This window comes from Actinomadura sp. ATCC 39365 (assembly GCF_054392275.1).
Genome location: NZ_CP184335.1, coordinates 8,165,576 through 8,188,273 on the forward strand (window position 1 = coordinate 8,165,576; position 22,698 = coordinate 8,188,273).

Annotated in this window: 22 protein-coding genes; 11 read left to right on the forward strand and 11 right to left on the reverse strand. The window is 70.8% G+C overall.

The genetic code is table 11. The features are described from left to right. Positions 1–242 precede the first annotated feature (242 nt). Positions 243–872, reverse strand: a complete 630-nt coding sequence (locus tag ACNF49_RS39480) for a TetR/AcrR family transcriptional regulator (RefSeq protein WP_482940874.1) — start codon at positions 870–872, stop codon at positions 243–245. 91 nt (positions 873–963) lie between these two features. On the opposite strand from ACNF49_RS39480, the gene ACNF49_RS39485 reads away from it, so the two are divergent. After that, the gene (locus ACNF49_RS39485; protein ID WP_482940875.1) at positions 964–2,031 is read left to right on the forward strand and encodes an oxidoreductase; all 1,068 of its coding nucleotides are present in this window, start codon (positions 964–966) and stop codon (positions 2,029–2,031) included. Positions 2,032–2,073: 42 nt separating this feature from the next. Here the strand turns inward: ACNF49_RS39485 and ACNF49_RS39490 are convergent, their stop codons facing one another. Continuing rightward, on the reverse strand, positions 2,074–2,760 hold the full coding sequence (locus tag ACNF49_RS39490; protein WP_482940876.1) for a GNAT family N-acetyltransferase: 687 nt from the start codon (positions 2,758–2,760) through the stop codon (positions 2,074–2,076). A gap of 97 nt (positions 2,761–2,857) precedes the next feature. On the opposite strand from ACNF49_RS39490, the gene ACNF49_RS39495 reads away from it, so the two are divergent. The 4 genes from ACNF49_RS39495 to ACNF49_RS39510 all read left to right on the forward strand — a co-directional run bounded on the left by ACNF49_RS39495 (position 2,858) and on the right by ACNF49_RS39510 (position 7,227). Beyond that, the gene (locus tag ACNF49_RS39495) at positions 2,858–3,592 is read left to right on the forward strand and encodes a TetR/AcrR family transcriptional regulator (RefSeq protein ID WP_482940877.1); all 735 of its coding nucleotides are present in this window, start codon (positions 2,858–2,860) and stop codon (positions 3,590–3,592) included. Positions 3,593–3,752: 160 nt separating this feature from the next. Continuing rightward, positions 3,753–4,250, forward strand: coding sequence for a SigE family RNA polymerase sigma factor (locus ACNF49_RS39500; protein WP_482940878.1), 498 nt, complete (start codon positions 3,753–3,755; stop codon positions 4,248–4,250). Between the two features lie 4 nt (positions 4,251–4,254). Next, positions 4,255–5,259 (forward strand): hypothetical protein, encoded by a 1,005-nt coding sequence (locus tag ACNF49_RS39505; protein ID WP_482940879.1) that lies wholly within the window; start codon positions 4,255–4,257, stop codon positions 5,257–5,259. A 231-nt stretch (positions 5,260–5,490) separates the two neighbouring features. Next, positions 5,491–7,227, forward strand: coding sequence for a CocE/NonD family hydrolase (locus tag ACNF49_RS39510; protein WP_482940880.1), 1,737 nt, complete (start codon positions 5,491–5,493; stop codon positions 7,225–7,227). 207 nt (positions 7,228–7,434) lie between these two features. Here the strand turns inward: ACNF49_RS39510 and ACNF49_RS39515 are convergent, their stop codons facing one another. Then, complete coding sequence (locus ACNF49_RS39515; RefSeq protein ID WP_482940881.1) at positions 7,435–8,052, reverse strand: TIGR03086 family metal-binding protein; 618 nt, start codon at positions 8,050–8,052, stop codon at positions 7,435–7,437. 22 nt (positions 8,053–8,074) lie between these two features. After that, positions 8,075–9,277 (reverse strand): alpha/beta hydrolase family protein, encoded by a 1,203-nt coding sequence (locus tag ACNF49_RS39520; protein ID WP_482940882.1) that lies wholly within the window; start codon positions 9,275–9,277, stop codon positions 8,075–8,077. Positions 9,278–9,371: 94 nt separating this feature from the next. Between ACNF49_RS39520 and ACNF49_RS39525 the strand changes: the two genes are divergently transcribed. After that, the gene (locus ACNF49_RS39525; RefSeq protein ID WP_482940883.1) at positions 9,372–9,956 is read left to right on the forward strand and encodes a TetR/AcrR family transcriptional regulator; all 585 of its coding nucleotides are present in this window, start codon (positions 9,372–9,374) and stop codon (positions 9,954–9,956) included. A gap of 363 nt (positions 9,957–10,319) precedes the next feature. On the opposite strand, the gene ACNF49_RS39530 is transcribed toward ACNF49_RS39525, so the two are convergent. Continuing rightward, positions 10,320–11,303, reverse strand: a complete 984-nt coding sequence (locus ACNF49_RS39530; protein WP_482940884.1) for a hypothetical protein — start codon at positions 11,301–11,303, stop codon at positions 10,320–10,322. 181 nt (positions 11,304–11,484) lie between these two features. Further along, entirely contained in the window at positions 11,485–12,048 is a 564-nt protein-coding gene (locus ACNF49_RS39535) for an RNA polymerase sigma factor (protein ID WP_482940885.1), read from the reverse strand. Between the two features lie 410 nt (positions 12,049–12,458). Between ACNF49_RS39535 and ACNF49_RS39540 the strand changes: the two genes are divergently transcribed. Next, positions 12,459–13,442, forward strand: a complete 984-nt coding sequence (locus ACNF49_RS39540; protein ID WP_357971389.1) for a serine hydrolase domain-containing protein — start codon at positions 12,459–12,461, stop codon at positions 13,440–13,442. 324 nt (positions 13,443–13,766) lie between these two features. Here the strand turns inward: ACNF49_RS39540 and ACNF49_RS39545 are convergent, their stop codons facing one another. Further along, positions 13,767–14,990: an FAD-dependent monooxygenase gene (locus tag ACNF49_RS39545; protein ID WP_482940886.1), complete on the reverse strand. Its 1,224-nt coding sequence runs from the start codon at positions 14,988–14,990 to the stop codon at positions 13,767–13,769. Between the two features lie 76 nt (positions 14,991–15,066). On the opposite strand from ACNF49_RS39545, the gene ACNF49_RS39550 reads away from it, so the two are divergent. From ACNF49_RS39550 to ACNF49_RS39560, 3 genes are all read left to right on the forward strand, one after another. Continuing rightward, positions 15,067–15,912, forward strand: a complete 846-nt coding sequence (locus ACNF49_RS39550) for an AraC family transcriptional regulator (RefSeq protein ID WP_482940887.1) — start codon at positions 15,067–15,069, stop codon at positions 15,910–15,912. A gap of 94 nt (positions 15,913–16,006) precedes the next feature. Continuing rightward, complete coding sequence (locus tag ACNF49_RS39555; RefSeq protein WP_482940888.1) at positions 16,007–16,984, forward strand: alpha/beta fold hydrolase; 978 nt, start codon at positions 16,007–16,009, stop codon at positions 16,982–16,984. Positions 16,985–17,010: 26 nt separating this feature from the next. Further along, entirely contained in the window at positions 17,011–17,772 is a 762-nt protein-coding gene (locus ACNF49_RS39560) for an alpha/beta fold hydrolase (protein ID WP_482940889.1), read from the forward strand. A gap of 134 nt (positions 17,773–17,906) precedes the next feature. Here the strand turns inward: ACNF49_RS39560 and ACNF49_RS39565 are convergent, their stop codons facing one another. Beyond that, the gene (locus tag ACNF49_RS39565) at positions 17,907–18,761 is read right to left on the reverse strand and encodes a TetR/AcrR family transcriptional regulator (protein ID WP_498703301.1); all 855 of its coding nucleotides are present in this window, start codon (positions 18,759–18,761) and stop codon (positions 17,907–17,909) included. Between the two features lie 109 nt (positions 18,762–18,870). Here ACNF49_RS39565 and ACNF49_RS39570 point away from each other — a divergent pair, with 109 nt between their 5' ends. Beyond that, positions 18,871–20,457, forward strand: coding sequence for an MFS transporter (locus ACNF49_RS39570; RefSeq protein WP_482940891.1), 1,587 nt, complete (start codon positions 18,871–18,873; stop codon positions 20,455–20,457). Positions 20,458–20,479: 22 nt separating this feature from the next. Here the strand turns inward: ACNF49_RS39570 and ACNF49_RS39575 are convergent, their stop codons facing one another. The 3 genes from ACNF49_RS39575 to ACNF49_RS39585 form a co-directional block, all read right to left on the reverse strand. Then, positions 20,480–20,815: a hypothetical protein gene (locus ACNF49_RS39575; protein ID WP_482940892.1), complete on the reverse strand. Its 336-nt coding sequence runs from the start codon at positions 20,813–20,815 to the stop codon at positions 20,480–20,482. A 561-nt stretch (positions 20,816–21,376) separates the two neighbouring features. Continuing rightward, on the reverse strand, positions 21,377–22,270 hold the full coding sequence (locus tag ACNF49_RS39580; RefSeq protein ID WP_357971396.1) for a hypothetical protein: 894 nt from the start codon (positions 22,268–22,270) through the stop codon (positions 21,377–21,379). After that, the gene (locus tag ACNF49_RS39585) at positions 22,267–22,563 is read right to left on the reverse strand and encodes a hypothetical protein (RefSeq protein ID WP_482940893.1); all 297 of its coding nucleotides are present in this window, start codon (positions 22,561–22,563) and stop codon (positions 22,267–22,269) included. The genes ACNF49_RS39580 and ACNF49_RS39585 overlap by 4 nt, the downstream gene beginning before the upstream one ends. Positions 22,564–22,698 lie beyond the last annotated feature (135 nt).

Sequence of the window (22,698 nt, forward strand, 5' to 3'; positions counted from 1 at the left end):
GCTGATGACAGCGGCCATGCCGGTGAAAGGTCGGCGCCCTCCCGGGCATTGTCCCCGGAGCGTCCTGCCTCCGACGTCCGGGGCGGCCAAGCGACCGTTTGTTCGCTGCACAACTGGCGATCAATACATGCTCTCGCGATGTGGAGCGCATCCCGCTTCAGCTCGATGGCGGAGATCGGATCCTCCCCGGGGGCCACCGGAATGTGCGATCAGGCCAAGCTTGGCCCGCCGGACCAGCGTCCTCACTCGCCGGCCGGCGCATCGTCGTGCCCCGGCCGTAGGGCGCCCGCGCGCACGGCGGCGAGCGTGACGCGCACCGCCTGGTCGGCGATCCTCTCGTCGACGGGTTCGGCGGTGATGAGCAGGCGGAGGTAGATCGGCGCGGCCAGGGTCTTCAGCACCTCGGCGGGATCGGTGTCCCCGGGAAGCTCGCCGCGCTCGACGGCACGCCTCAGCATCGGCTCAGCTCTGGCGAGCCGGTCGTCGAACACCTGCCGGCGGGCCGCGGCGATCTCCGGAAGGTGGGCCGCCCCCGTGAACATGGCGGCCAGGATGGCCTGCCCGGCCGGGCTGGTGAACACCTGGACGATCGAGCGCGCCAGCGCCCGCAGGTCGGTCTCGATCGCGCCGGTGTCGGGCACGGGGATGTCCGTCGCCATGTGTTCGGCCAGGGCGTCGATGAGCAGACTCTCGCGATCTTTCCACCGGCGATACACCGTCGTCTTGTGGACCCCGGCGCGCTGGGCGACGTTCTCGACGGTCAGCGCGGCGTAGCCCCTGTCGAGGAGCTCGGCGAGGGTGGCGGCGTGGACGGCGGCGCGTACTTTGGCGCCGCGGCCGACCGGCCGGGCAGGGGGTTGACCAGACCGCATTGCAACTCCAAGTTGCGATATTCGAGGGCGAATGACAGGATCAATCTATCGCAACTCAAAGTTGCGATGCGCTGGTCCCCACTCCTCCGAGGTGGCACATCATGCACAGCCCTCCCCCTGGACCTTCCACGACATCCCCGACCAGACCGGTCGGGTCGTGGTGGTGACCGGAGCCAACAGCGGCATCGGCTACATCACCGCCCGCGAACTGGCCCGCCGTGGCGCCCAGGTCGTCCTGGCCTGCCGCGACCCTGAACGGGGCCGACGCGCGCTGACCCGCATGCAAGGCGAGGCGCCTGGCGCCCGCCTGGAACTGCGCCGGGTGGACCTGGGCAGCCTGGCCTCCGTCCGCGAGTTCGCCGCCGGGTGGGACCGTGGCCGGCTCGATCTGCTGGTGAACAACGCCGGGGTGGCGATGGTGCCGTACGCCCGGACCACCGACGGGTTCGAGTCGCAGTTCGGCATCAACCACCTGGGCACCTTCGCCCTGACCGGCCTGCTGCTGCCGCACCTGCTCGCCGCGCCCGACCCGCGGGTGATCACCGTCAGCAGCGAAGGCCAGCGCTTCGCCCGCTTCGACCTGCACAACCTCAACGCCGAGCGCGGATATCGCACGGCGTTCGCCTACGTGCAGTCCAAGCGCGCCAACCTCTACTTCGCCATGGAGCTGCAGCGCCGGGCCGACGCTGCCGGGCTGCGGCTGCGCAGCATGGCCGTCTCCCCCGGGCTCACCCGCACCAACGTGCTCACCGGCGGCGCCAACAGCGGCAGAGGACGCCTGTACGCAACTCTCACGCGCCTGCTGGTGCGCGCAGCCTTCCGCCCGACGCCGGAAGGAGCGAAGACCTCGCTGTACGCGGCGACCGTACCGGACCTGTCCGGCGGCAGCTACATCGTTCCCGACGGGCCGCTGCAACTGCGCGGCGAGCCCGTACGCCGCACCCGCGAACGCGCCATCCGCGACACCGACACGGCCGCTCACCTGTGGCAACTGTCCGAACGCCTGACCGGAGTCACCTACGCCTCCTCGGCGACCGGGACACCACCGTCGGCCAGGCGGCGCAGCGTGGCCGATGACGCGCGGCCGTCCCATCTGAACCTGTACGGCAGGTTCGAGCTGGACATGAGCGAGGTTCAACGATCAGATGATCCGCTCTGAGCGACGAACGATCTTGAGGTTCAGCAAGGCGAGCCTCAAGACCTATTGACGTTCGGCGGACGTCGGCGCTCCGGCCTCCTCGGCAGCGCGGCCGGCGTTCCAGATCATCGTCCGCTGGTGGACCCGCCGGCCGTCGTGCCGGAGGCCGGGCACCAGTGGTGCCGGGCCGTGCTCGGCGAAGCCCATGCGCGCAAAGAACCGCACCGCCCGGGTGTTCTCGACCAGGGTCTGCAGGTGGCAGCCAGGGGATCCGGCCTGCCTGAGCCGGTCGAGCCAGCGGCTCATCAGCCCGTCGGCGGCGCCGGTCCCTCGCGCTTCGGGTGCCACGTTGATGTGCAGGTGCGCGGGCCACCTGGCGTCGGCGAACTCGCCGACGCCGGGCTGCCTGCGGACCGCGGCCCACGCCAGATCGGCCAGGCTGCGCGCGAAGAAGGCCGCGGGCCCGGGCCGGAAGACCAGCCGGTAGGTCCGCATCGCCTGCTCCATGCGCTCGCCCTCGCCCGGGAACCTCGCACTGTCGAGGCATCCCGTCAGGTAGCCCACCAGGGCGCCCCCGGCGACGGCGACGAAGAGCGAGTCCGGCTCCAGCTCCATGTAGGGGTCCAGGTAGACGGCCGCCTCCGAGTCCACGTGCCCCCACAGCGACGCCGTGGGAGCGCCCTCGCCCGCGCGCTCGAACAGCTCGCGCAGCTCGGCGCGGTCGCTCGGCGCGAACGTACGGATCTCCATGCCGCCTCCTTCATTATGTACGGTCTACTCTGTATGACATACACGACTATTAGGCTATATGACGTACACAGATTCCGACCGCACGAGAGGATGTTCGATGGCAGAGCTGCCACCCGTCGTGGCGCGGATGTGGGACCGCGAACCCACCACGCGCAGAGGCCCGAGGCCGCGCCTGGACCTGGCCACGATCACGACGGCCGCCATCGAGATCGCCGACGCCGAGGGGCTGGCCGCCGTCTCCATGAGCAACGTAGCCGCCCAGGTGGGCGTCGCTCCGATGGCGCTCTACCGGTACGTCGGCAACAAGGACGAACTCCTGACCGTCATGGCGGACAGCGCCGTGCCCCCACCACCCGAACGCGGGAACCTGCCCTGGCGCGACTACCTCGCCACGTGGACCCGGCTCACCCGCGACCTCCTGCTGTCCCGGCCCTGGCTGTTGGACCTGCGCCAGAGCACCCCGCCCATGGGCCCGCGGCGACTGCTCTGGCTCGACCGGGCCCTGGACGCGCTGTCCGGTACCGGGCTGGACGACGGCCAGAAGTTCAACGCCGCCACGGCCCTGACCGGCTACGCCCTCACCAACGCCACACTCACGCACTCGCTCGGCGCCGGCGGCGATGAGCTCGCGGCCAGGGCCAAGGGAGCCGCCGAGTACGGCGAGATACTCACCGAGGTCCTGGACCCCGCGACGTACCCGGCACTGTCGGCCATGATGCGCTCCGGCCTGCTCAGGGACTCCACCGGCTGGACGGAGGACGCCGACTTCCGGTTCGGCCTCGACCTCCTGCTGGACGGCATAGAAGTGCTGATCACCCGCCCAGCCCGGTAACCGGCCCTCTGTCCCAAGCCGCGTGTGACCGTGTCCCAATCGAGCTTCCAGGGTTCACGGGCAACGAACACCCACTGCACAAGAGTGCAAGAAGCTGAGCAACCTTCTGTACTTCCGGCGGCGTAAGGACGGGTGACTGTCGCCTGAGGAAGGACCGTACATGGCGGATAGATCGGAGTACGACGCGTTCGTCGAGGCGTCGTGGCACCGGCTGCTCCGCACCGCCTACCTGCTCGCCCGCGACTGGGGAGCGGCCGAGGACCTGGTGCAGACGGCGCTGCTGAAGGCGTGGCAGGCCTGGCCACGCCTGGGCGACGAGCGTGAGGCGTACGTCCGGAAGATCATCGTGAACCTGCACGTCTCCTGGTGGCGGCGGCGCTGGAGAAAGGCCGAGCTGACCAGCGAGTCGCCGCCCGACCGGGCGCAGGCGGCCGACCACATGGGACAGGCCGACGACCGCGAACTGGTCTGGCAGGCGCTCGGCCGCTTGCCTGCCCGGCAACGGGCCGTCGTCGTGCTGCGGTTCTTCGAGGACCTGACCGAGGTCCAGACCGCTGCGACGCTCGGCTGCAGCGTCGGGACGGTCAAAAGCCAGGCGAGCAGGGCGCTGGCCAAGCTTCGGGTGGACGAGTCGTTCGCGTACGACAGGAGGGGGTAGCGCGATGCATATCGACCAGGGAGAACTCCGCGGCCTGCTGGACGAGCGCAGCAGCCCGGCGCTCGACCGCCCGATCCCGTGGCACTCGCTGCGGGCCAGGACGCGCGGCGCACGGCGGCGCCGGTTGTCGGCCGTCGCTGTCGCTGTCACTTGCGCCGCCGCGGTCGTCACCGCGGGAACGATCGTCAGCCTGCGCGGGCCGGCGCAAGTCGATCAGCCGACCACCGCGAAAGTGACCGACAAGCTCCCGATCCAGTACGAGGAGTCCGACGGCACCGTCTACCGCAGGCTAGCCACGGCGACCTTCGACCCATCACGCGAGGAATCGACGACGTTCCAGGTGAAGGTGAGCGGCAAGCCGGTGGCCATCCTGCCCGACTGCCCACACCCCAAGGCAGCGCCACCGCCTGTCAGCGCGTGGGTACCGGGCCTGGACAAGAGTTACACGCTGTCACCGGCGCCCTTTCTGATGAACTCGTGCGAGCGGGGCGAAGCGGTCGACATGCAGCCCCTCCCCGCCGGGACGCGGACGGTGAGATTCACCGTCAAGCGCGACCTCGGGCGCACACCTCCGGGGAAATGGCGGTTCGGCGTGTACGAGTGGACCCCGCCGGCCACGATGAGGACCGCCTCGCGCCCGGTCGAACCGCCCGCCAAGATCGGGGAGAACCTCAACCTGGTCACCAAGGGCAGCGCCACCTGGCCCGGCACCCGCGAGGTGACGCTCACCGTGCGGAACCGGGGCCGCGGACTGGCCATCGTCACCTACTGCGGGGACGGCCTCACCGAGCGGCTCAGCAACAAGATGTGGGTGAACGGGCGCTTGCACCAAAGCCCCCTCCCCTGCTCCGCCCCGCCGACCACCCGCTTGGCCGGGTACGTCCACATTGGCAAACGGCCGCGCGGTGAGAAGACGACAACGATCAGAGTCCGGCTGGAGACGTCCATCCCCGAGTACCTGCGGCGCCCTGGAACGCTGACGGTGGCCGTTTATGACGACGACCTGTGACAGGGCGCGGCGCCGTCCCAGTCGTAGGCGACGGTAGGCGGTGTGGTAAAGCTAGTTGCGGTCGTTGTGTTCCAGCTGCTCTGATCCGACGGTGGCGGACCGCCTGCCGCTCGACCCGGAGGAGGCACTGGCCGAACAGCCCAGCCGGCTGCTGCACGACCGCACACCCGTCCGACCACCAAGGGCTTGGCTTGCCCTGCCAGTACTACGCGCCAGGTCGCGGGACTCGGCATGACGGTGTTCGCCTTAGTCTCCGTCCTGCCCGCGGCGCCGGCGTCGGCCGCGCCGACCCTCCTTGTGCGGAACGGGCAGACCCAGCCCGCCTTTTCGTACACGGAGGCGGTGCGCGAGACGGTGTACGTCGAGACGCCGATGGACAGTGATCGCGACGGCCGCCGCGACCGGGTCGCCGTGGCCGTGATGCGCCCTGCGGAGACCCTGAACGGGATGAGGGTCGCCACGATCCTGAAGGCGACGCCCTACTCGGGCCGGGAGGCACAATCGGCGGTGCCCGACCCGGGAGTGTTCAACGACTGGTACGACGAGTACTTCGTGCCACGGGGTTACGCCGCGGTGGAGGTCGAGGTGCAGGGCACGGGCGCATCGGAAGGATGCCCGACGACCGGTGGCCGTGAGGACGTCCTCAGCGCGACCGCGGCTGTCGACTGGCTCAACGGCCGGGCACGTGCCACCGATGCGAACGGGCGCGCGGTGGTCGCCGACTGGAGCACCGGCGCCGTGGGCATGATCGGTCTCTCCTACGACGGCACCCTCGCCGAGGCGGCCGCCGCCCAGGGGGTGAAGGGGCTCAGGACCATCGTTCCGGAAGGAGCCATCTCCAGCTGGTACGACTACGCGCGAGACCAGGGGATCGCCTATGGCGGTTCGCTCGGCGACCGCTACCCGGAGTACCAGGCGAACCGGGTCATCAGCGAAAGCGCCAAGACCAAGTGCGGGGACGTTCTGACGAAGCTGGGGGATGACGCGGCCGACGACACCGCCGACTACACCCCCTTCTGGGCCGAACGGAACTACCGGCGGCATGCTTCTCGCGTACGGGCCTCCGTCCTGCCGGCGCAGGGGCTGAACGACACGAAGGTTCGTGGTCGCCAGTTCGCCGAATGGTGGCAGCGGCTCGAGGACAACGACGTGCCGCGCAAGCTCTGGCTGCACAACGGCGGACACGAGGACCCGCTCGTCACCGGCGCCGGCTACTGGCAGGAGACCCTGCACCGCTGGATGGACCACTGGCTTTACGACCTCGACAACGGAATCATGCGAGAGCCGCGGGTGACCGTCCAGCAATCGGACAACTCCTGGCAGACCGCCGCCAGCTGGCCTCATCCCGATTCCCGGCCGGTTCGCATGTGGTTCGGTCCGGCCGATTCGTCGGCTGTGGGCACCCTCGCGGACACGCCCGCCACGAGCGCGACCCAAACCTTCACCGACGACCCCACGCGGTACGAAGCGCAAATGATCGCCGACCCGTCGGTCGGCGCACCCTACCGGCTCGCCTACCTCACGGCTCCCCTGACCCGGCCCACACACCTCTCCGGTACGGCAGAGGTGAGCGTACGCATGACGAGCACGTCGACCAGCACTCCGCTGACGGCCCTCCTGGTCGACCACGGCCCGGCGGCTCCGCAAGCGACGGCGGCCCAGCCGGAGAGCGCCGACTTGTTCGCCCCCTCCCCGCGAGGCAAGCCGACCAAGCTCCCGGTCGTCACGCGTGGTTCCATCGACGTCAAGAACCGCGACTCCGTGACCCGTCCGAGGGCCGTCCGTCCCGGCCAGGCGTACACCGTCAGCTGGCGCCTGCACGCCACGGACTACGTCTTCCCGGCCGGCCATCGCATCGGGATCGTGATCGTCGCGAACGACAAGGACTACGTCACCACCGACCCGGCCGCCAAGTCCGTGACCATCGACCTCGGCCCGAGCAACGTGCTGCTCCCCTTGGCGAACTGACCTCGGACCGCTTGGGACCGCCGCCCGGGGCAGCCGCTCGCCCGGTCCCGGAAACGCCGACGAGTAGGAGCATCCCCCAAGTCGTCGGGCGGCGGCCGAACGTGCCGCGCCGCCCTACCTGCCGGCCCGGCCAGGCCAGGCCGCAGATCCGGTTGCCGCGACCAGATCGCTCTACGTTCTCCGACCCGCCACCACCGGCAGCAGGAGTCAGGACATGTTCCGTGCCGCTTGCGGCGCCCGCTCCGAAGCAGCGGCATCCGCGCTGCGCAGATCGCGGCCGAGGAAGGCCAGTAGCCGCTGGTGGGCAGGGGCGTCGGCGTGGATCTCGCGCTCGGGGCCGAACATGGCGGGACGGCGGAAGGCTGCGAAGTCCATCTCGCGCATGATCGCGAGCAGGTGATCGCAGGCAGGCTGGTCGAGGAGATGTTCCTGCTCGGTGGCCACGGCCAGGTCTGCGCCGTGCACCAGAACCTCAGTGAGGTGGACGAGCGCGGCCATCGGCCCGGGGACGGCGCCGAACCCCAAGCGGACGGTCGTGTTCAGGGCCTCCGGGCGATGCCAGGCGGTGCGATCCAGTTCGGCGGCGGTGACGAAGGCTGCGTGCGGGTCGCTGCCCAGCCAGTCGTCTTCGTGGGCGCCGCCGGGGTCGGCGCCGGACAGTTCGGCCGCGAAGATGCGCATCCCGCCGACCAAGTGGTTGAGTTCGGTGCGGACATCCCATTCCGGGCAGGGGGTGGGGTCGGTGAGCCGCGCGTCGGTGATGCCCTTGACGACGGCGGCGGTCATGTCGAGGGCACGGTCGATCTGATCGATCACGGTGGTCATGGTGGTGGTCTCCGCTCGGGGTTCAGGCGATGGCGAGGGTGTCGTCGAGCCAGTCGAACAGGTGCTGGTGGAGCGTGGCGCGCCCGCCGTAGCTGCAGTGCTCGCCGGCCCCTTCCGCCTCGGGGAAGGTGATGAGGGTGCTCGGGCTGGTCAGCGCCTGGTGCAGCCGCTGAGGTTCGCCCTTGAAGGTGGCGTCGTTGTCCGGGTCGAAGATCAGGGCCGGGGTGGTGACCTGGTGGGCGAGCCCGTCGAGGGTGTAGGGGCGGGAGCGGCGTACATAGTCGGAGGGAGAGTCGGCGCCGAAGGTCCAGACTCCGTTGCGCAGGGCCCAGCGCAACGCGGTGTTGCGGGGCAGCATCAGCGACAGCACCCGCTCGGCTTCTTCGTCCCGGCCCTCCAGCATCCACTGGAGCAGGAACGGCGGGATGAGCCGGGTGGTGGCCTCGAAGTAGCTGTAGATGCCGTCGTCCAGGATCAGTGCGGCGGCCCGGTGCTCATGGGCGGCGGCGCGGGCGACCAGTAGACCGCCGAAGCTGTAGCCGTGCAGGGCGATGCGGGTGGGGTCGATCTCCGGGCGAGTCAGGGCGTGATCGAGTACGGGGGTGAGCACGCTTTCCCAGTCGGGGCGGAAGAACAGGCGCTGCTCGCGCAGCGCCGCACCCTGCCCAGGGCCGTCGTAGGCCAGGCAGTTGTAGCCTCGCCGCAGCGCCGCGGCGGCCACGGCGAAGTAGGCCTCTTCCAGGATCGAGTCGAAGCCGCTGGTGAAGACCACCGTCGGACGCGGTCTCCCGGAGTCGTCGACGAGGAACAGACAGCCGGGCAGCGTCGTGTCCGCGTAGGGAATCGCCACCGCCTCGACCGGGGTGTCCATCAGGCCGGCCGCGGTGGCGAAGGTGTCGCGGGCCAGCGCCGACAGCTCCTTGGCGTCGGGGTCGTCGAACGGGTTGTCGCGCAGATAGAACTCCGCGGTGCGGTAGTAGTTCGACGCCCGCAGCAGCGCCTCCCGGGCGCTGACCCGGTGCCCGGCTGCGAGTGAGCGGTTGCCGAGCTCGTGCACGCGTCCGGCTGTGTTCTTCCACTCGCGATGCCAGGCGGCCTCGTCCCCGTCACCTATGGCGCGCGCGGTCACCAGAACCTCCCCCAGATCGGCGCCGCCATAGGTGGCGAAGCACGCGGTGCGTAGCGCCTCAAAGGAGAACGACTCATCCTCAAAGAGGAACTTCATGACGTCACTCCTCACGTCGAAACGTTGCCGTATCGACGCTAGTGGAACCCAACGATAGAACGCAACCGTTGCGTCGCATCGCTAAGATAGGCTCATGACGCGCAAACCAGCCGGAGCGGCCGTCCTGCAGCAGGACGTCACGGACGCCATCGCCACCGCCGCATTCGCCGAACTGGCCGAGACCGGGTACGGCCGACTGTCCATCGAGTCCGTAGCGCGCCGGGCCGGGGTCGGCAAGACGGCCGTCTACCGCCGCTGGAGCTCCAAGCAGGCCATGGTCATGGACTTGATCACCCAAGTCGCCGTCCGGGCAGCCGACACACCCGACACCGGGACGCTCCGCGGCGACGTGCTGGCCTTCCTGACGATCACCGACCAGGCGCTGCGCCACCCTCTGGTCGCCCGAATCGTGCCCGACATGTTCGCCGAGGCAACCCGCTCTCCCGAGGTGGCAGTGGTCCTGCGGGAACAGGTGGGCGGCGCGCGCCGCAACAAGGTCGCGGCGATCCTGTACCGCGCCATCGAGCGCGGCGAACTTCCTGCCGACATCGACATCGAACTCGGCCTGGACCTGCTGGCCGGGCCTCTCTACTGGGGCGTCAACATCAGTCAGGCCCCGCCCAGCCCGGAGCGCACGCAGCGCCTGGCAGACAAGATCATCGCCGCGTTGGCGGCCTGACCAGACGTCATCGGGGCCAGTGCCGCCGGCGGACTCCTGCCCGCCCCCGGGCAAGGAGACTGCCGCTCCCGATCCCGCGACGTGTGGACAACCACCAGCTGGTGGTCGAGGCCATCGACGCTCTGCGCGCCGACCTGTCCGGCCTGGTCGCACGCAGGCAGGCGGGCGCGGCGCAGCGGGAGGACAGCCTGTTCCCACCCCGGTATGAGCGACTGCGCCCTGGAGGCTCGCCTGCTGCCTCGCCGCTTGTCCTCGGGAGTCTCCGGCAAAGCCGCTTGCGCGCTGACAAGCCGGACGCGATTTCGCCGCCCGCAGGCTCTGATGGAAAGGAGGGTGGTGAGCGTGCGTGCCCGGGGCGTCCCGTCACGGGAGCGGACGGTCGCTGAGCCGGCAGCCGCGCGGCCGCTCGGGGCGTTCGCTGGTCCAGCCCGCCTCAGGTGCCCATGCCTGATAGTCGATGAACGTCCCCTTGGTGAGCCCCTCCGTGCTCTCGACGGCGATCGCGACGTCCACCGCCAAGACGGTGCCGGTCCGCGGGTCGAGGATGGTGGTGTACCGCTGCGCCACCTCGCCATCGGAACCGAATCCGGCGGTGAAGCCCTCGCTCTTTGTGAAGGTGACCTCGATTCCCTTCCGTCCCAGAGGGTCGGTGATCGGGCCGCGCACCTTGGTCGTCGGCAGGCCGGCGAGGAGACGCAGGGTGGCTGCCCTGACCGAGGGCTTGACCGGGAGCTCCAGCAGGTGGGAGGAGGTGGAGAGGAATTCTTCGAAGCTCTCCTTGGGCTGGCCGTCCTTTCGGGTCTTCCAGTAGGTTCGCAGTTTCTCCCGGAGTCGCTCGGCGTCGCCGGGCAGCGCCGCGAGGTCGGCCAGCGTGAGTTCACCCAGCCGTCTGTCACCGAGCACGCCGCCCGGCTCGGCCGCGCGCGTGTAAACACACTGTGAGGGCTTGGACCGCAACTGGACTCTCGCGCAGGTGTCCGGCATGCCGCCCGGCGTGCACACGCGCTGGACCGTGACCGGAGAACCCGCCGCTCGCCACGCACGCTCGTCGGCCGCTGTGGCAGGACGGACGAACTGCTGCCGCTGCTCCGCTTGAACGGGGTCGCCGGGGTCGCGCGGTTGCCAGAGGTCGATTCGTGACGAGGACAGGACGTTGAACGTTTCGCCGCCCGCCCGGACCCTCATCAGCCCATTGTTGAGTAGCGGCCTGCGCCAGTAGTCGCCGCGTTCGTCCGGCAGTTTCGCGATCTGGTCCGCCAGCCGGAGCAGGGTATCGTTGCCGGCCGGGGGCGCGAGCATCGTTGCGGGAACAGCGGTCATGTTCGACACCAGCGTGACGACGGCCATGACGACGGCGATCGTTGTCGCGGCCGCTCCCAGAGTCCATCCCCAGGCGAGGCCCCGCCGATTCGCCCTACCTGGCCGTACCGGCTTGCGCTGGGCGGCGGCAAGTCGGAGGCGGGCCTTCTCGACCACCTCCGCCGAGGGCGGCGGCGCGTCAGGCAGCGCTCTCGCCAGGAGTCTCAGCTCATCCATGGGTCTCCTCCAACGGGTTGACGTCGCCGAGTGCCTTGCGGAGTTGCTTGCGAGCGCGGCTGAGCCGGGAGGCCACCGTCCCCGCCGGGACCCCCAGGGCGGCGGCGACCTCGGCGTGGCTGAGGTCGCCCAGCACGCTCAGCAGCACCACGTCGCGGTCCCCACGATTGAGCCCGGCCAGCGCCCCCGCCAGCTTGCCGGTCAGCCGGCCTGCGGCCACGCGGGCCAGGGCTGCGTCCTCGGGACTGTGCTCGGGACTGTGCCCGGCGCGCTCAGCCGTCCGGCTGAGCGCCTTCCATCTACGGATCTCGGTACGGCGGTGCCGTGCGATGAGGTGGGTGGCGATGCCGTACAGCCACGGACGCACCCCGCCGCGCGAGGCGTCATAGCCACCCCGATAGGCCGCCAGGAACACCTCGGCGGCCAGGTCGTCAGCGACGTCGTCGGACAACCTCCTGACGATGTAGCGGTGGATCTCGGAGAAGTGCGCATTGAAGATCTGCTCGAAGTCCACCCGTAGATCGGGTGGGTCGGCCAGGTCAGGTGGAACGGCCATGCAGGCGTCTCCGCTGGGTCAAGTGAACGATGGTCGCCCTTTCTTGCCCGAAGTGCCTCGATGCTTTCACGGACGGCCGCCGACTCTCTTCTGATCGCCCGGCTCCAGGCGAAGGGCTGTGAGGTTGGCCTGAAGGCCGGCACAGGCGTCCTTCCCAAGTCGGAGATCGTCGGTGTGGAACCAGGGTTTCCGTAGGGGACAACTCCGACGCCGTACCGCCCTCTCGTGTCGGATCTTGATACGGCGGAGACCGAGAGCCGGACTCCGTGAATCGGAGGAGCAACGTGAAGGGAAGACGCATCAGCGCGGCCGTCGTGGCGTGCTTGACCGTGTCGTTGGCGGCAACGCCTGCCGTGACCGCCACCGCGGCGGCAGACGCGAGCCCGAGCGGTCGGCCGAGTTTGCAGGCGATGCTGGACAAGGTCGTCGCAGGCGGTGCGGTCGCCGCGATCGCCGAGGTTCGCGACGGGGACAGGACCTGGCGAGCCGCCAGCGGCAAGGCGAAGATCGACAACGCCCGGCCGGCCCCGGTGGACGGGCGCTTCCGGGCCGGGAGCGTGACCAAGTCCTTCACGGCGACCGCGGTGCTGCAACTGGTGGGAGAGGGAAGGCTGCACCTGTCCGACAGTGTGGAGCAGTGGCTGCCGGAGCTCGTGGACGGGGGCGCCGACATCACGATCAGGCACCTCCTCCAGAACACCAGCGGCCTTCCCGAGTACTCGACGGACATGATGGACGAGGCGGGCATCCCCAAGGAGCGCTACCGCACCTGGTCGGCACGCGAACTGGTGGAAAGAGCGGAAAAGCTCCCGCGCGACTTCCCACCCGGGTCCCAGTTCAGGTACTCCAACACCAACTACATCGTGCTCGGCATGCTGATCGAGAGGGTCACCGGCAGGCCGTACGCGACAGAGATCAGGGAGCGGATCCTGCGGCCGCTCGGCCTGCGGCACACCCGCGTGCCGGGAGCCTCACCGGAGGTGTACGGCCCGCACGCCCACGCATATGTGCCGGTCACCAGGGCCGGCAAGGTCGTCCCCGTTGACGTCACACGGTTCAATCCCACGATGGCCGGCGCGGCGGGCGAGATCATCTCCACCACCGGGGACATCAACCGGTTCTACCGCGCCCTGTTCCAGGGCAAGCTGCTCCGCCCCGGCCTGCTGAAGGAGATGCAGGATCCCGGCACGACCGGGGGGTACGGGCTGGGGCTGGAGCTGGCGCCTCTTCCCTGCGGCACTGCGTTCGGCCACGGCGGCGGTGCCCCGGGCTACCTCACGGTGGCGTTCAACTCAGCCGACGGTTCGCGACAGGTCACATTGTCGATCACCCCGTTCTCCGGCGACCCTCATCAGGCGGCCATGACCCTGCTGACCTCTGCACTGTGCCCTTAGAGAGCCTTGAGGCTGAGGTCAGGGCGATTGGAAGTCCAAGCCCGTCTCGGCGGTGCGAGGACGGCACCAACGCCCCAACCCTCTTGGCCCGCTCCCGACACGCCTCCGTACGCTCCCTGGAGCGCTACGTGCGGCCCAGCGTCGAAGCGTGTCGCCAACCGCGATCCCCTACGCCGCCGGAAGCGAGCCACCACCGCATGAGCTCGGTGCGCTACCGCTGATTCCTGCGGACTCCCTTCTCGCCCCCGAAAGGGTCCCCACCACGATCCCGAAGCTCCCCCTCTTTGTGAACGGATTGGACTGTGTCCCTGCCGTCATATGCGCCTACGCGAGCGGGGCCCGTGATGGAGGGAACGAGTAGTCCTCGACGGTCATGGAGTTGTGGAGGCGCGCGCTCTTCGTGGTGAGGCGGAGGAGGGCGCGGCCGATCCCGGACGGCAGGCCGGAGATCAGGCGAGCTCCCTGCGCCAGTCCCGCCACCCCCAGTCGTGAGGTGGGAATCAGGGTCTTCGCCGCGCTGAGCGCGGCCTCGCGGCTGCCGCGCACGTGCTCGGCCATCGCCCGCTCGTAGGCGGGGAAGGCGCGCTCGTGGTCGCCGCCCGCCCGCGCCAGCTCCCCGGCGAGGACGTACGCGCCGACCACGGCCAAGCTGGTACTGCCGCCGACGGCCGGGCCGGGGCTGTAGCCCGCGTCGCCCACGAGCGTCACCCTCCCCCGCGACCAGGAGTCCATGCGGAGCTGGCTGATCGAGTCGAAGTAGAACGCCGGGCTGCGGTCCAGCTCGTCCAGCCAGCCGTCCACGGCCGGGTGCATACCGTCGAACGCCTCGCGCAGCAGCTTCTTCTGACGGGGCACGTCGTGGTGATGGCAGTCCAGCTCGTACGCGCTCCGGAACAGGAACAACGCCCGCGCCCCGTCGAGGTGACGCGCGCCGTAGACCCCGACGGTACGGCCGACGCCGACGTGCATGACGAGCTCGCCGTCGAGGCCGGAGACGTTCGGCAGGGTCAGCACCCCGAAGTAGGCCCCGATGAAGGCGCCGGACGTGTCCCCGAACACGAGGCGGCGCACGTTCGAGTGCAGCCCGTCCGCGCCGACGACGAGGTCGAAGCGGCGCGGCGCGGCGTTCTCGAACCGCACCTCGCCGTCGGGCGAGATGGCGGTGATCGACTCGCCGAAGACGTACTCGACGTCGTCGCGGGTGGCATCGTGGTAGATCTCGCTCAGGTCGTCGCGCATGATCTCGACGTGCCGGCCGGAGGCGGCGCCGAAGATCTTGGAGAGGTCCACCCGGACGGGACGCCGCGCGCCCTCCTGGTGGACGCTCATCCGGCTGGTGCCGGTGGCCCGCTCCTCGACGCGCGCGAGCACGCCCATCTTCTCCGAGATGTCCATCGCGGGCCGGAACAGGTCGACCGCGTGCGCGCCCGTCTTGCGCAGGCTCGGGGCCCGTTCCACGACGGTGACCTCGAAGCCGTGCCTGGTGAGCCAGTAGGCCAGGACCGGGCCGGCGACGCCGGCTCCGGAGATGAGAATCCTTGTCGTCATGCACTCACTGTCGCCGCCGGTGCACGCCGCTGGATTGGACGAATGTTCCCACGAGTCGGCTGGCTAGCATGGGACGATGCGGACATTCGTGCGCGATACGGCCGTGTGGGACGTCGCGTGCCCTTCGCGGCCAAGCCGGGTGGCCGGTGTCACCATGGCCGGGTTCCGCGTCCGTGACCTGGACGCGCTCCGGATGGTCCCCCATCCGGCCATGACGCTGCTGGTGGAGTTCGGCGCCGCTTCGCCCGTCCTTGACCGTGACGGCGGGCGGCGGCAGCGCGGCAGCATGGTCGCCGGGCCCGGGCTCGGATTCGGCGGCTCGGTCCGGGTCTGGGGTGAGAACGTCGAGTGCGTGCAGGTACGCCTGTCGCCGCTGATCGCCCGCGCGGTACTGGGCGTCTCGCCCGCCGACCTCGGAGACGCCGTCGTGTCCCTGGAGGACCTGTGGGGGCGAGAGGCGTCACGGATCCGTGAGCGGCTGGGCGGCGTCCCGTCGTGGCAGGATCGCTTCGCCCTGGTCGACGCGCTGCTCGCCCGCCGGCACGAGGCGGAGCCGCCGGTGGACCAGGAGGTCGCCTGGGCCTGGCGGCGCATCGTCGGAAGCCGGGGTCGGGCCAGGGTCGATGGGCTCGCGGCCGAGGTCGGGTGGAGTCGTAAGCGGCTGTGGTCGCGGTTCCGGTCGCAGCTCGGCCTGGCACCCAAGCAGGCCGAGAAGCTGGTCCGCTTCGACCACGCCGCCCACCGGCTGGTCGCGGGCGTGGCCGCGGCCCGGGTGGCGGCCGACACCGGCTACGCCGACCAGTCCCATCTGCATCGGGACGTCATGGCGTTCACCGGCGCGACCCCCGCCACCGTCGCCGCCGAGCCGTTCCTCGCGGTCGACGACATCGCCTGGCCCGGCAGCGCGCCCTCGCCCGCCTGAGCGCGTTCGCACCGCCTGTCCCGGCAGCACGCCCTCCCGCGCCTGAGGACATTCGTTCAAGACACCCGCGCGCGCCGGCGGCGACCGTGGGTCCATGACCACTCTCCATCGCGCCACTCGCCGCAGCCTTCCGCCCCGGAGGCTGACACGGCGCCGGCGGCGCCTCCTGATCGCCGCGGCCGTCCTTCTCGTCATCGCCGGATCGCTGCTGGCCAACGCGGCGGTGGTGACCCGCCAGAGCGCCGGCGGAAGCCCGACCCTGCCGCTCGACGGCGGGAACGTCCACGTGCGCCAGGACGGCCCCTCCGACGCCCCGGCGCTCGTGCTGATCCACGGGCTCGCCGCCTCGACCCGCTCGTGGGACGCCCTCGTCCCGCTGCTGGCCGGGTCCTACCGCGTCATCAGGCTCGACCTGCTGGGACACGGCCGGTCGGCCAAACCGGCCGACGGCGGCTACGGCATGCCGGAGCAGGGACGCCGGGTCGGCCAGGTCATGGACCGGCTCGGCGTCAGGCACGCCGTGGTGGTCGGGCACTCCACCGGCGGCGCGGTCGCCACCGCCCTCGCCGAGCAGCGCCCCGACCTGGTGTCCGCGCTCGCGATCATCGACACGGCACCGCGCCTGAACGCCGCCGTCTCAACCGGCTTCGTCGGCGGGCTCCTGGACAAGCCCGTCATCGGGCAGCTGCTGTGGCGGCTCCGAACCGACAGCCTGATCCGCGACGCCGCGAGCAGCGCGTTCAGCCGCCCAGGCTACGAGGTCCCACAGGCGGTCGTGGACGACGCGCGCGAGATGACCTACCACGCCTTCGTCGCGACCTCGCAGGACGGCGACGACTACGTGAACCGACGCGCGCTCCCTGACCGGCTGATCCCCCTCGGCAAGCCGCTGCTGGTGATCTTCGGCGCCGACGACCGCAGGTGGCGCTCCTCCTCCGCCGCCGAATACCGCGCCGTCCCAGGCGCGACGGTCGAGGTGCTGCCCGGTGTCGGGCACTCGCCCATCATGGAGGATCCGCCGCGGACCGCCGCGCTCCTCCTGGCCTTCGCCGCCCGCCACGCACACCGTTGACCTTCGTCCGACCAAGGGAGATCGCCATGCCGCACACCAGCTCCGGCATCCACTGGGAAGAACACGGACAGGGCCCGTCGACAGTTGTCATGCTGCCGGGGTTCGGCGCCTCGGCCGATCTCATGGCCGGGATCGCGCGGCACCTTGACGGGTTCCGCGTCCTGATCTTCGACCTGCCCGGACACGCCCGGTCCGTACGCGCGCCCGCGGACGGACGGCTGCCCTCGCTCGCGGCGATCCTGCACGAGGCGATCAAAGAGGCGGGCGCCGACGACTACTGCCTCGTCGGCTACTCCCTCGGCGGCGCGATCGCGGTGCGGATCGCGCTCGACCACCCGGACGAGGTACGCGCCCTGATCGGCGTCGTCCCGTGGAACGCCGGGGGGACGACGGCCGAGGACGCGATGATCGCCGGCTTCGACGCCGCGTACGGCGACGTCGAGGCTCTCACGCACGCGGTGGCGGCGATCTCCGTGGACCCGTCCAGGACATCGGGCCTGACGAGCAGCATGCTGACCGTCACCGAACGGATGTGGCACGGCTGGCTGGCCGGCGGCGCGCTGACCAGCCAGGCCGACGAGCTGCCCGGGATGCGCGTACCGACCTGCTACCTCCTGGGCGGGAAGGACGTCGTGGTGGACCAGGCGAAGCAGCTTGACGACGTGCGGCGCATCCCCGGAAGCCGCGCGGTCCTGCTGCAGGAGCTCGGCCACCTGTGCGGCCTGGAGCGGCCGGACGTCGTCGCGTACGAGATCTCGGCCTTCCTGCGGCGCACCGCACCCTCCTGACGGGGGTCACCCGTCCTGGTACGGCGCTGTGAGCTGGGTGGCCGGTTCGGCCAGCTCCCTCTGGACGGGCTCCGGGGCCTCCACGACGACGAGGCCCATCCGGATCGCCACGGTGTGGCGGTTCTCGACGTCCCCTACCGGACGGGCGGCCTGGACGTGATGCCGGCACTTCCCCCGCCCGTCCCTGGGCCCGCGCTGCGGAAGACCTCGACCTGGTCTGCGACCTCCATGTGAAGCTCCCCGGCAGGAGCCAGCAGGTCGCGCACGATGACGATCACCCCGTGCATGACGTGCTCGAACGCCTCGTCCACCGTCATCACGGGAGCGGCGGCGGCCGCTTCGCGAAGGTGCGGAACGGCCAGGTCGGGATGTGCCCGCAACCAGAGCGGCGGGACGGGAGTGTGCTCCATGACCGACTCCCCCTGGTCCTGACGATGGTCCACGAGCAGCACGAACCCGAAGAGCCGCAGCGTCAGATCGCGGTGCACGATCTGCGCCTCCGCGACACCCAGCCCGATGTCACGCAGCATGCCCAGGAAGGCGTCGGTGTGGATCAGGCGGTCTTGGTGGATTGCCACGTCGCCGAGCTGCTCGTCCAGCGACACCAGCAGTGCCCGCGGGTAGCGCCGGTAGACCGCGCGCAGGGCGGCGCCGTACTCCCTGATGCCGCGCTCCCAGTTCCCGGGATCCAGACGAGGCGCCGGCCACTGCTCGAGGAACAGCGCGACCGCGCGCTCCACGATCTCACCGCGGTCGTCGGCGTAGTTGTACAGGGCCCGGACAGTCACACCGAGATGCTCGGCGAGCAGTCGCATGGTCACCGCGCGGAAGCCGTGAACGCCCGCGAGGTCGAGCATCGTCTGGGCGATGAGGTCCTTGGTCAGGGTCGGCCGGCCCTTGCGCGTGAGCGGCCGCCGGCGGCGACGCGGCCCGCCCGGGCTGGTGGCATCAGGGCTGGAGGCGCCGGGCTGGTCCGGATCGTGGAGCACCATCCGAGCATACCGCCCTTGAGTTTCACACTATGTTGACTTTAACCTCCGGCCTGCGCCACTCTCCTTAGGTGACCCTTACCTCCGCACACCTTCCCGGAGCTCTCCGATGACCCCGCCGACGGTCGCCCGTTCGACCGACGCCCGGGGGCGTGCCGTTCTCGGCCTGGCCATCACGGGCACCGCGCTGGTGGTGATCGACATGACGATCGTGACCGTCGGCCTGCCCGCGATTCAGGCCGACCTCGGCGGAACACTCGCCGGCATCCAATGGGTGATCATCAGCTACATGATCACCATGGGCGCGGTGACCCAGGTCGTCGGCAGCCTGTCCGACCGCATCGGCCGACGCCGCATGTACCTGCTCGGCATCGCCCTGTTCACGGCCGCGTCGATCGTCTGCGGCGCGGCGCCGACCACCATGGTGCTCGACCTCGCTCGCGCCGCGCAGGGCATCGGCGGCGCCATCCTGATGGTCAACGCACTCCCCCTGCTCTCCCAGCACCTGGACGGAGAACGGCGCAACATGGCCATCTCCACCTGGGGAAGCGCGGCGACCGCGGCCGGCCTGATCGCCCCCCTGCTGGGCGGCACACTCGTCGACACGCTCGGCTGGCGCGCGATCTTCCTGATCAACGTCCCGATCGGCGCGGTCGCCTTCGTGCTCTGCCTGCGCATCCTTCCCCCCGACGGCTCCGCCTCCGCCCGACAGGGCCGGATCGACTGGACGGGCACCGCACTGCTGATCGCCTCACTCGCCCTGATCAACCTGGCCCTGCTGCGCGGAGAGGACCAGGGCTGGGGATCGGCGGCGACACTGACGCAGCTCGCGATCGCGGTCGTCCTGTTCGTGGCCTTCCTTCTCCTCCAGAGCCGGATCGGTGCGCCCACGCTGGACGTCGCCCTGTTCCGCAGGCCCGCCTTCGCCGGCGCCGCCCTGGCGGTCTTCGTCTCCCGCGTTCTGACCATCGGCGGCACGGTCTACTTCGTGCAGTACTTTCAGTGGTCGTTGCACCTGAACCCCACACAGAGCGGACTGCTGCTGACGCCCGTCTTCCTCGCCCAGATGGCGGCGGGCATGCTCGGAGGAAAACTCCTGAGCCGGTTCCCCTCCGGCTACGTCATCGCAGGCGGCTACGCGTGCAAGGCGGTGGGCGCCACCGCGCTGGCACTGGCGTTCACCCCGACCGTCACCCCTTGGCTCCTGACAATCCCCCTGCTCGTCTGGGGGATCGGCGGCGGAATCGCCGGCGCACCGGTCATGGCCGTCGCCATGAACGTCACCGACAAGCGGCGAGCCGGCATGGTCGCCGGAACGATCACCGGCTTGGCCTCCGCCGGAGCCGGCATCGGCACCGCCGTCCTGGGGGCCGTCTACACCACTCGCATCGCCGGTGTCGTCGCCACCGGACCGTCCCTGCCCGCGGCATCCCGCGAGGCCGTCCTCGCCGCCGACGGCGACATCCAGCGCGCCCTCGACGTCACTCCCGTCGCCGCCCGAGCCGCCGTCGAAGACCTTCTGAGCAACGCCATCGCCTCCGGCGCGTCGGCCGTGCTCTACAGCTCCGCGGGCCTGGCCCTCATCACCGTCGTCGTCGTGCTGACCCTCATCCGCAGCCGCGACCACGGGCGCCACACCCCTGCCCACCATGACGGCGGCTGCGAGGCGGGCATGAGCGGAGCCGGTGCCGGCTGAGCCGAACGGCGAGAAGCCCTGCTCAGCCCACGAAGGGGGACTCGAAGGAGAACTGCTCCCGCCTGACCAGATCTGTGACCTGGGCGGAGCCCAGAGCGCGGTCGAACTGGAAGGGGTTGTTGTCGGGCACGCTGCGGGTGCCGCAGAACGCCGTCTGCCCGTTCTGGAGGCTGATGTTGACGCAGCGGGCGTCCGCGGGAAGAGACTCCAGGCGGGCGGTGAGGTTCTCGACCTCCACCGAGAAACCCGTGCCGTTGAAGACCTCCGTCTGGGCCTGCTTCCAGGCGGCACCGGCCCCCAGATGCAGGCTCGGGCTGACAGACCGGGGAAGACGAGACTGGAGATCCAGCTCCCGCATGTAGGGTCGGCCGCGGCCAGGGCGCCGCTCGTGCCGGTCAGGCCCGGCGCCATCGTCACAGCGCCCGCCACCGCCGCTGCGATCAGGGCTCGTGACAGGCCCCTCGCCGATCGGATGCTCATCGTGGTCTTCCCTTCGTGAACGGCCTGATCGCCGCCGCCGGATATGGGTGTCGCGTCGACGGCGGTCGGACGCCGGGCCTTCAGGCTGGAGCGCCTGCCGTCCGACCGCTCGACCTTCGGTCGGTCACAGACAGTAATCGCCCCTTGACAGGTCCATAGTGTTGGTGACGGACGGCGACGGGCAATCTTCGGTCCACTCAGTGGACCGACGGAAGCAGCGCGTTGCGCAGCCGCGCCCGCGCCTCGACCTTGCGGCGTCCGCGGGCGCGGTCGTAGCCGGTGTGCGGGCAGATATCGCCGTCCGGGAGCCGCCCAATGCTGATCCCCAGGCCGTCTCGTGGGCGATGGCACGAGCAGTGGCCGCCGGATGATCTCTCGTGCGCCGGGGAGGGCGACGTCGCGATCGGCGGCGCACCCCCGGCCGGCGGGCCGGCCGGGCTCAGGCGCCCTTGCGGAGGAGCTCGGTGATGGTGAAGCCGACGCGCTGGGTCACCTTGCCGTCGGCGAGCGGCACGTTGAGCGCCCTGGCCAGCTCCGCCCCGTACAGGTCGGCGGTGGCCTCGCACACCTGGGCCAGCGTGCCCGTCGCCGACCTCCCCCTGCGGTGGCCGACCGCGATCGTCACCACGCCGACCAGCGCCGCCGGCCACCACAGGGTGACCGCCGCGACCGCCAGGTACAGCACGCCCCAGGCGGCGGTGGTCGCGGCGCCGGTCAGGGCGGCGCGGGCGTCGCCGATCGTGGTCCGCGCGTGGTCGGGGACGACCAGCCACAGGCGCGGCCAGGCGGCGTCGAGGTCGATGCCGTACCGGTTGCGCACGCGGACGGCGACGGCGTCGAGCTGGTCGCCCATCCAGGTGGGCCGGAACGGGCGGGCCAGCGCGATGGCGTTGCGGCGCGCGGCCAGCTCGCCCCGGCGGCGCTCGAAGTCCGCGGTGCTCTCGCCCTCGGCCGCCGTCGCCGACTCGTAGGCGCGGTGGGCGTCGTCCCAGCGCCGCCTGCGGCGTTCGACCAGGGGGCGGGCCAGTCGGCGCGGCCCCCGCGCGAACCAGCAGCGCACGACCGGCCCCGCCAGCGCGTTCGCGGCCAGCCCCGCCCCGAACGCGCCTAGCAGGAGGGCGACCAGCAGCAGCGCCTGCGCGACGGGCTCGCCGTCCAGGGCCCTGGTCTGGGCGGTGGCCCGGGCGGCCAGGAACGGGACGTCCCACGGGCGCCGGTGGCCGAGGACGGCGGCGAGCCAGAGCACGCCCTCGAACAGCGCGCCGGGCAGGACGAGCACGGTCAGCCAGCGCTCGGCGAGCTTCTGCCCGAGGCTCGACAGGAACCCCGTCATCCCGGCGCGTATTCCAGCGGCAGCTCGTAGACGTCGCACGCCGGTATCGCGCCGCCGGGCTCGGGCCGGGCCTCGCGCCGGCAGCGGCCCAGCGGGCAGCGGTACCCGCCGGGCGGCGGCGGCAGGTCGCCGGCCGTCGGCAGAGCGGGGACGACCGGCTTGCCGCGGGCCAGGACGTCGAGGCCGAGCATGCGGCTCAGGTCGTCGACGATCTCCTGGGGGCGGCGCTCGCCGCCGCGCAGCGCGCGCCTGGCCTCGTCGAGCTCGGCCGACCATCCCTCCGACCCGGCCATGCGGACCAGTCGGGGAGGCTCTCGCACAGGGCCGCGAGCGCGCGGCCGTCGTCCGGCGGATCTGCCATGGCTCGGTGTCTACCACCCGCCCGGCGACGTCGGCAAGACGGACGGACGGTAACACCCGCGTCGCGG

Bases quoted from the DNA above. Each gene is read 5' to 3' on its own strand.
- ACNF49_RS39480 (WP_482940874.1), bottom strand. From the start codon at position 872: ATGCGGTCTGGTCAACCCCCTGCCCGGCCGGTCGGCCGCGGCGCCAAA.
- ACNF49_RS39490 (WP_482940876.1), bottom strand. From the start codon at position 2,760: ATGGAGATCCGTACGTTCGCGCCGAGCGACCGCGCCGAGCTGCGCGAG.
- ACNF49_RS39495 (WP_482940877.1), top strand. From the start codon at position 2,858: ATGGCAGAGCTGCCACCCGTCGTGGCGCGGATGTGGGACCGCGAACCC.
- ACNF49_RS39500 (WP_482940878.1), top strand. From the start codon at position 3,753: ATGGCGGATAGATCGGAGTACGACGCGTTCGTCGAGGCGTCGTGGCAC.
- ACNF49_RS39505 (WP_482940879.1), top strand. From the start codon at position 4,255: ATGCATATCGACCAGGGAGAACTCCGCGGCCTGCTGGACGAGCGCAGC.
- ACNF49_RS39510 (WP_482940880.1), top strand. From the start codon at position 5,491: ATGACGGTGTTCGCCTTAGTCTCCGTCCTGCCCGCGGCGCCGGCGTCG.
- ACNF49_RS39515 (WP_482940881.1), bottom strand. From the start codon at position 8,052: ATGACCACCGTGATCGATCAGATCGACCGTGCCCTCGACATGACCGCC.
- ACNF49_RS39520 (WP_482940882.1), bottom strand. From the start codon at position 9,277: ATGAAGTTCCTCTTTGAGGATGAGTCGTTCTCCTTTGAGGCGCTACGC.
- ACNF49_RS39525 (WP_482940883.1), top strand. From the start codon at position 9,372: ATGACGCGCAAACCAGCCGGAGCGGCCGTCCTGCAGCAGGACGTCACG.
- ACNF49_RS39530 (WP_482940884.1), bottom strand. From the start codon at position 11,303: ATGGCCGTCGTCACGCTGGTGTCGAACATGACCGCTGTTCCCGCAACG.
- ACNF49_RS39535 (WP_482940885.1), bottom strand. From the start codon at position 12,048: ATGGCCGTTCCACCTGACCTGGCCGACCCACCCGATCTACGGGTGGAC.
- ACNF49_RS39540 (WP_357971389.1), top strand. From the start codon at position 12,459: ATGCTGGACAAGGTCGTCGCAGGCGGTGCGGTCGCCGCGATCGCCGAG.
- ACNF49_RS39545 (WP_482940886.1), bottom strand. From the start codon at position 14,990: ATGACGACAAGGATTCTCATCTCCGGAGCCGGCGTCGCCGGCCCGGTC.
- ACNF49_RS39550 (WP_482940887.1), top strand. From the start codon at position 15,067: ATGCGGACATTCGTGCGCGATACGGCCGTGTGGGACGTCGCGTGCCCT.
- ACNF49_RS39555 (WP_482940888.1), top strand. From the start codon at position 16,007: ATGACCACTCTCCATCGCGCCACTCGCCGCAGCCTTCCGCCCCGGAGG.
- ACNF49_RS39560 (WP_482940889.1), top strand. From the start codon at position 17,011: ATGCCGCACACCAGCTCCGGCATCCACTGGGAAGAACACGGACAGGGC.
- ACNF49_RS39570 (WP_482940891.1), top strand. From the start codon at position 18,871: ATGACCCCGCCGACGGTCGCCCGTTCGACCGACGCCCGGGGGCGTGCC.
- ACNF49_RS39575 (WP_482940892.1), bottom strand. From the start codon at position 20,815: ATGCGGGAGCTGGATCTCCAGTCTCGTCTTCCCCGGTCTGTCAGCCCG.
- ACNF49_RS39580 (WP_357971396.1), bottom strand. From the start codon at position 22,270: ATGACGGGGTTCCTGTCGAGCCTCGGGCAGAAGCTCGCCGAGCGCTGG.
- ACNF49_RS39585 (WP_482940893.1), bottom strand. From the start codon at position 22,563: ATGGCCGGGTCGGAGGGATGGTCGGCCGAGCTCGACGAGGCCAGGCGC.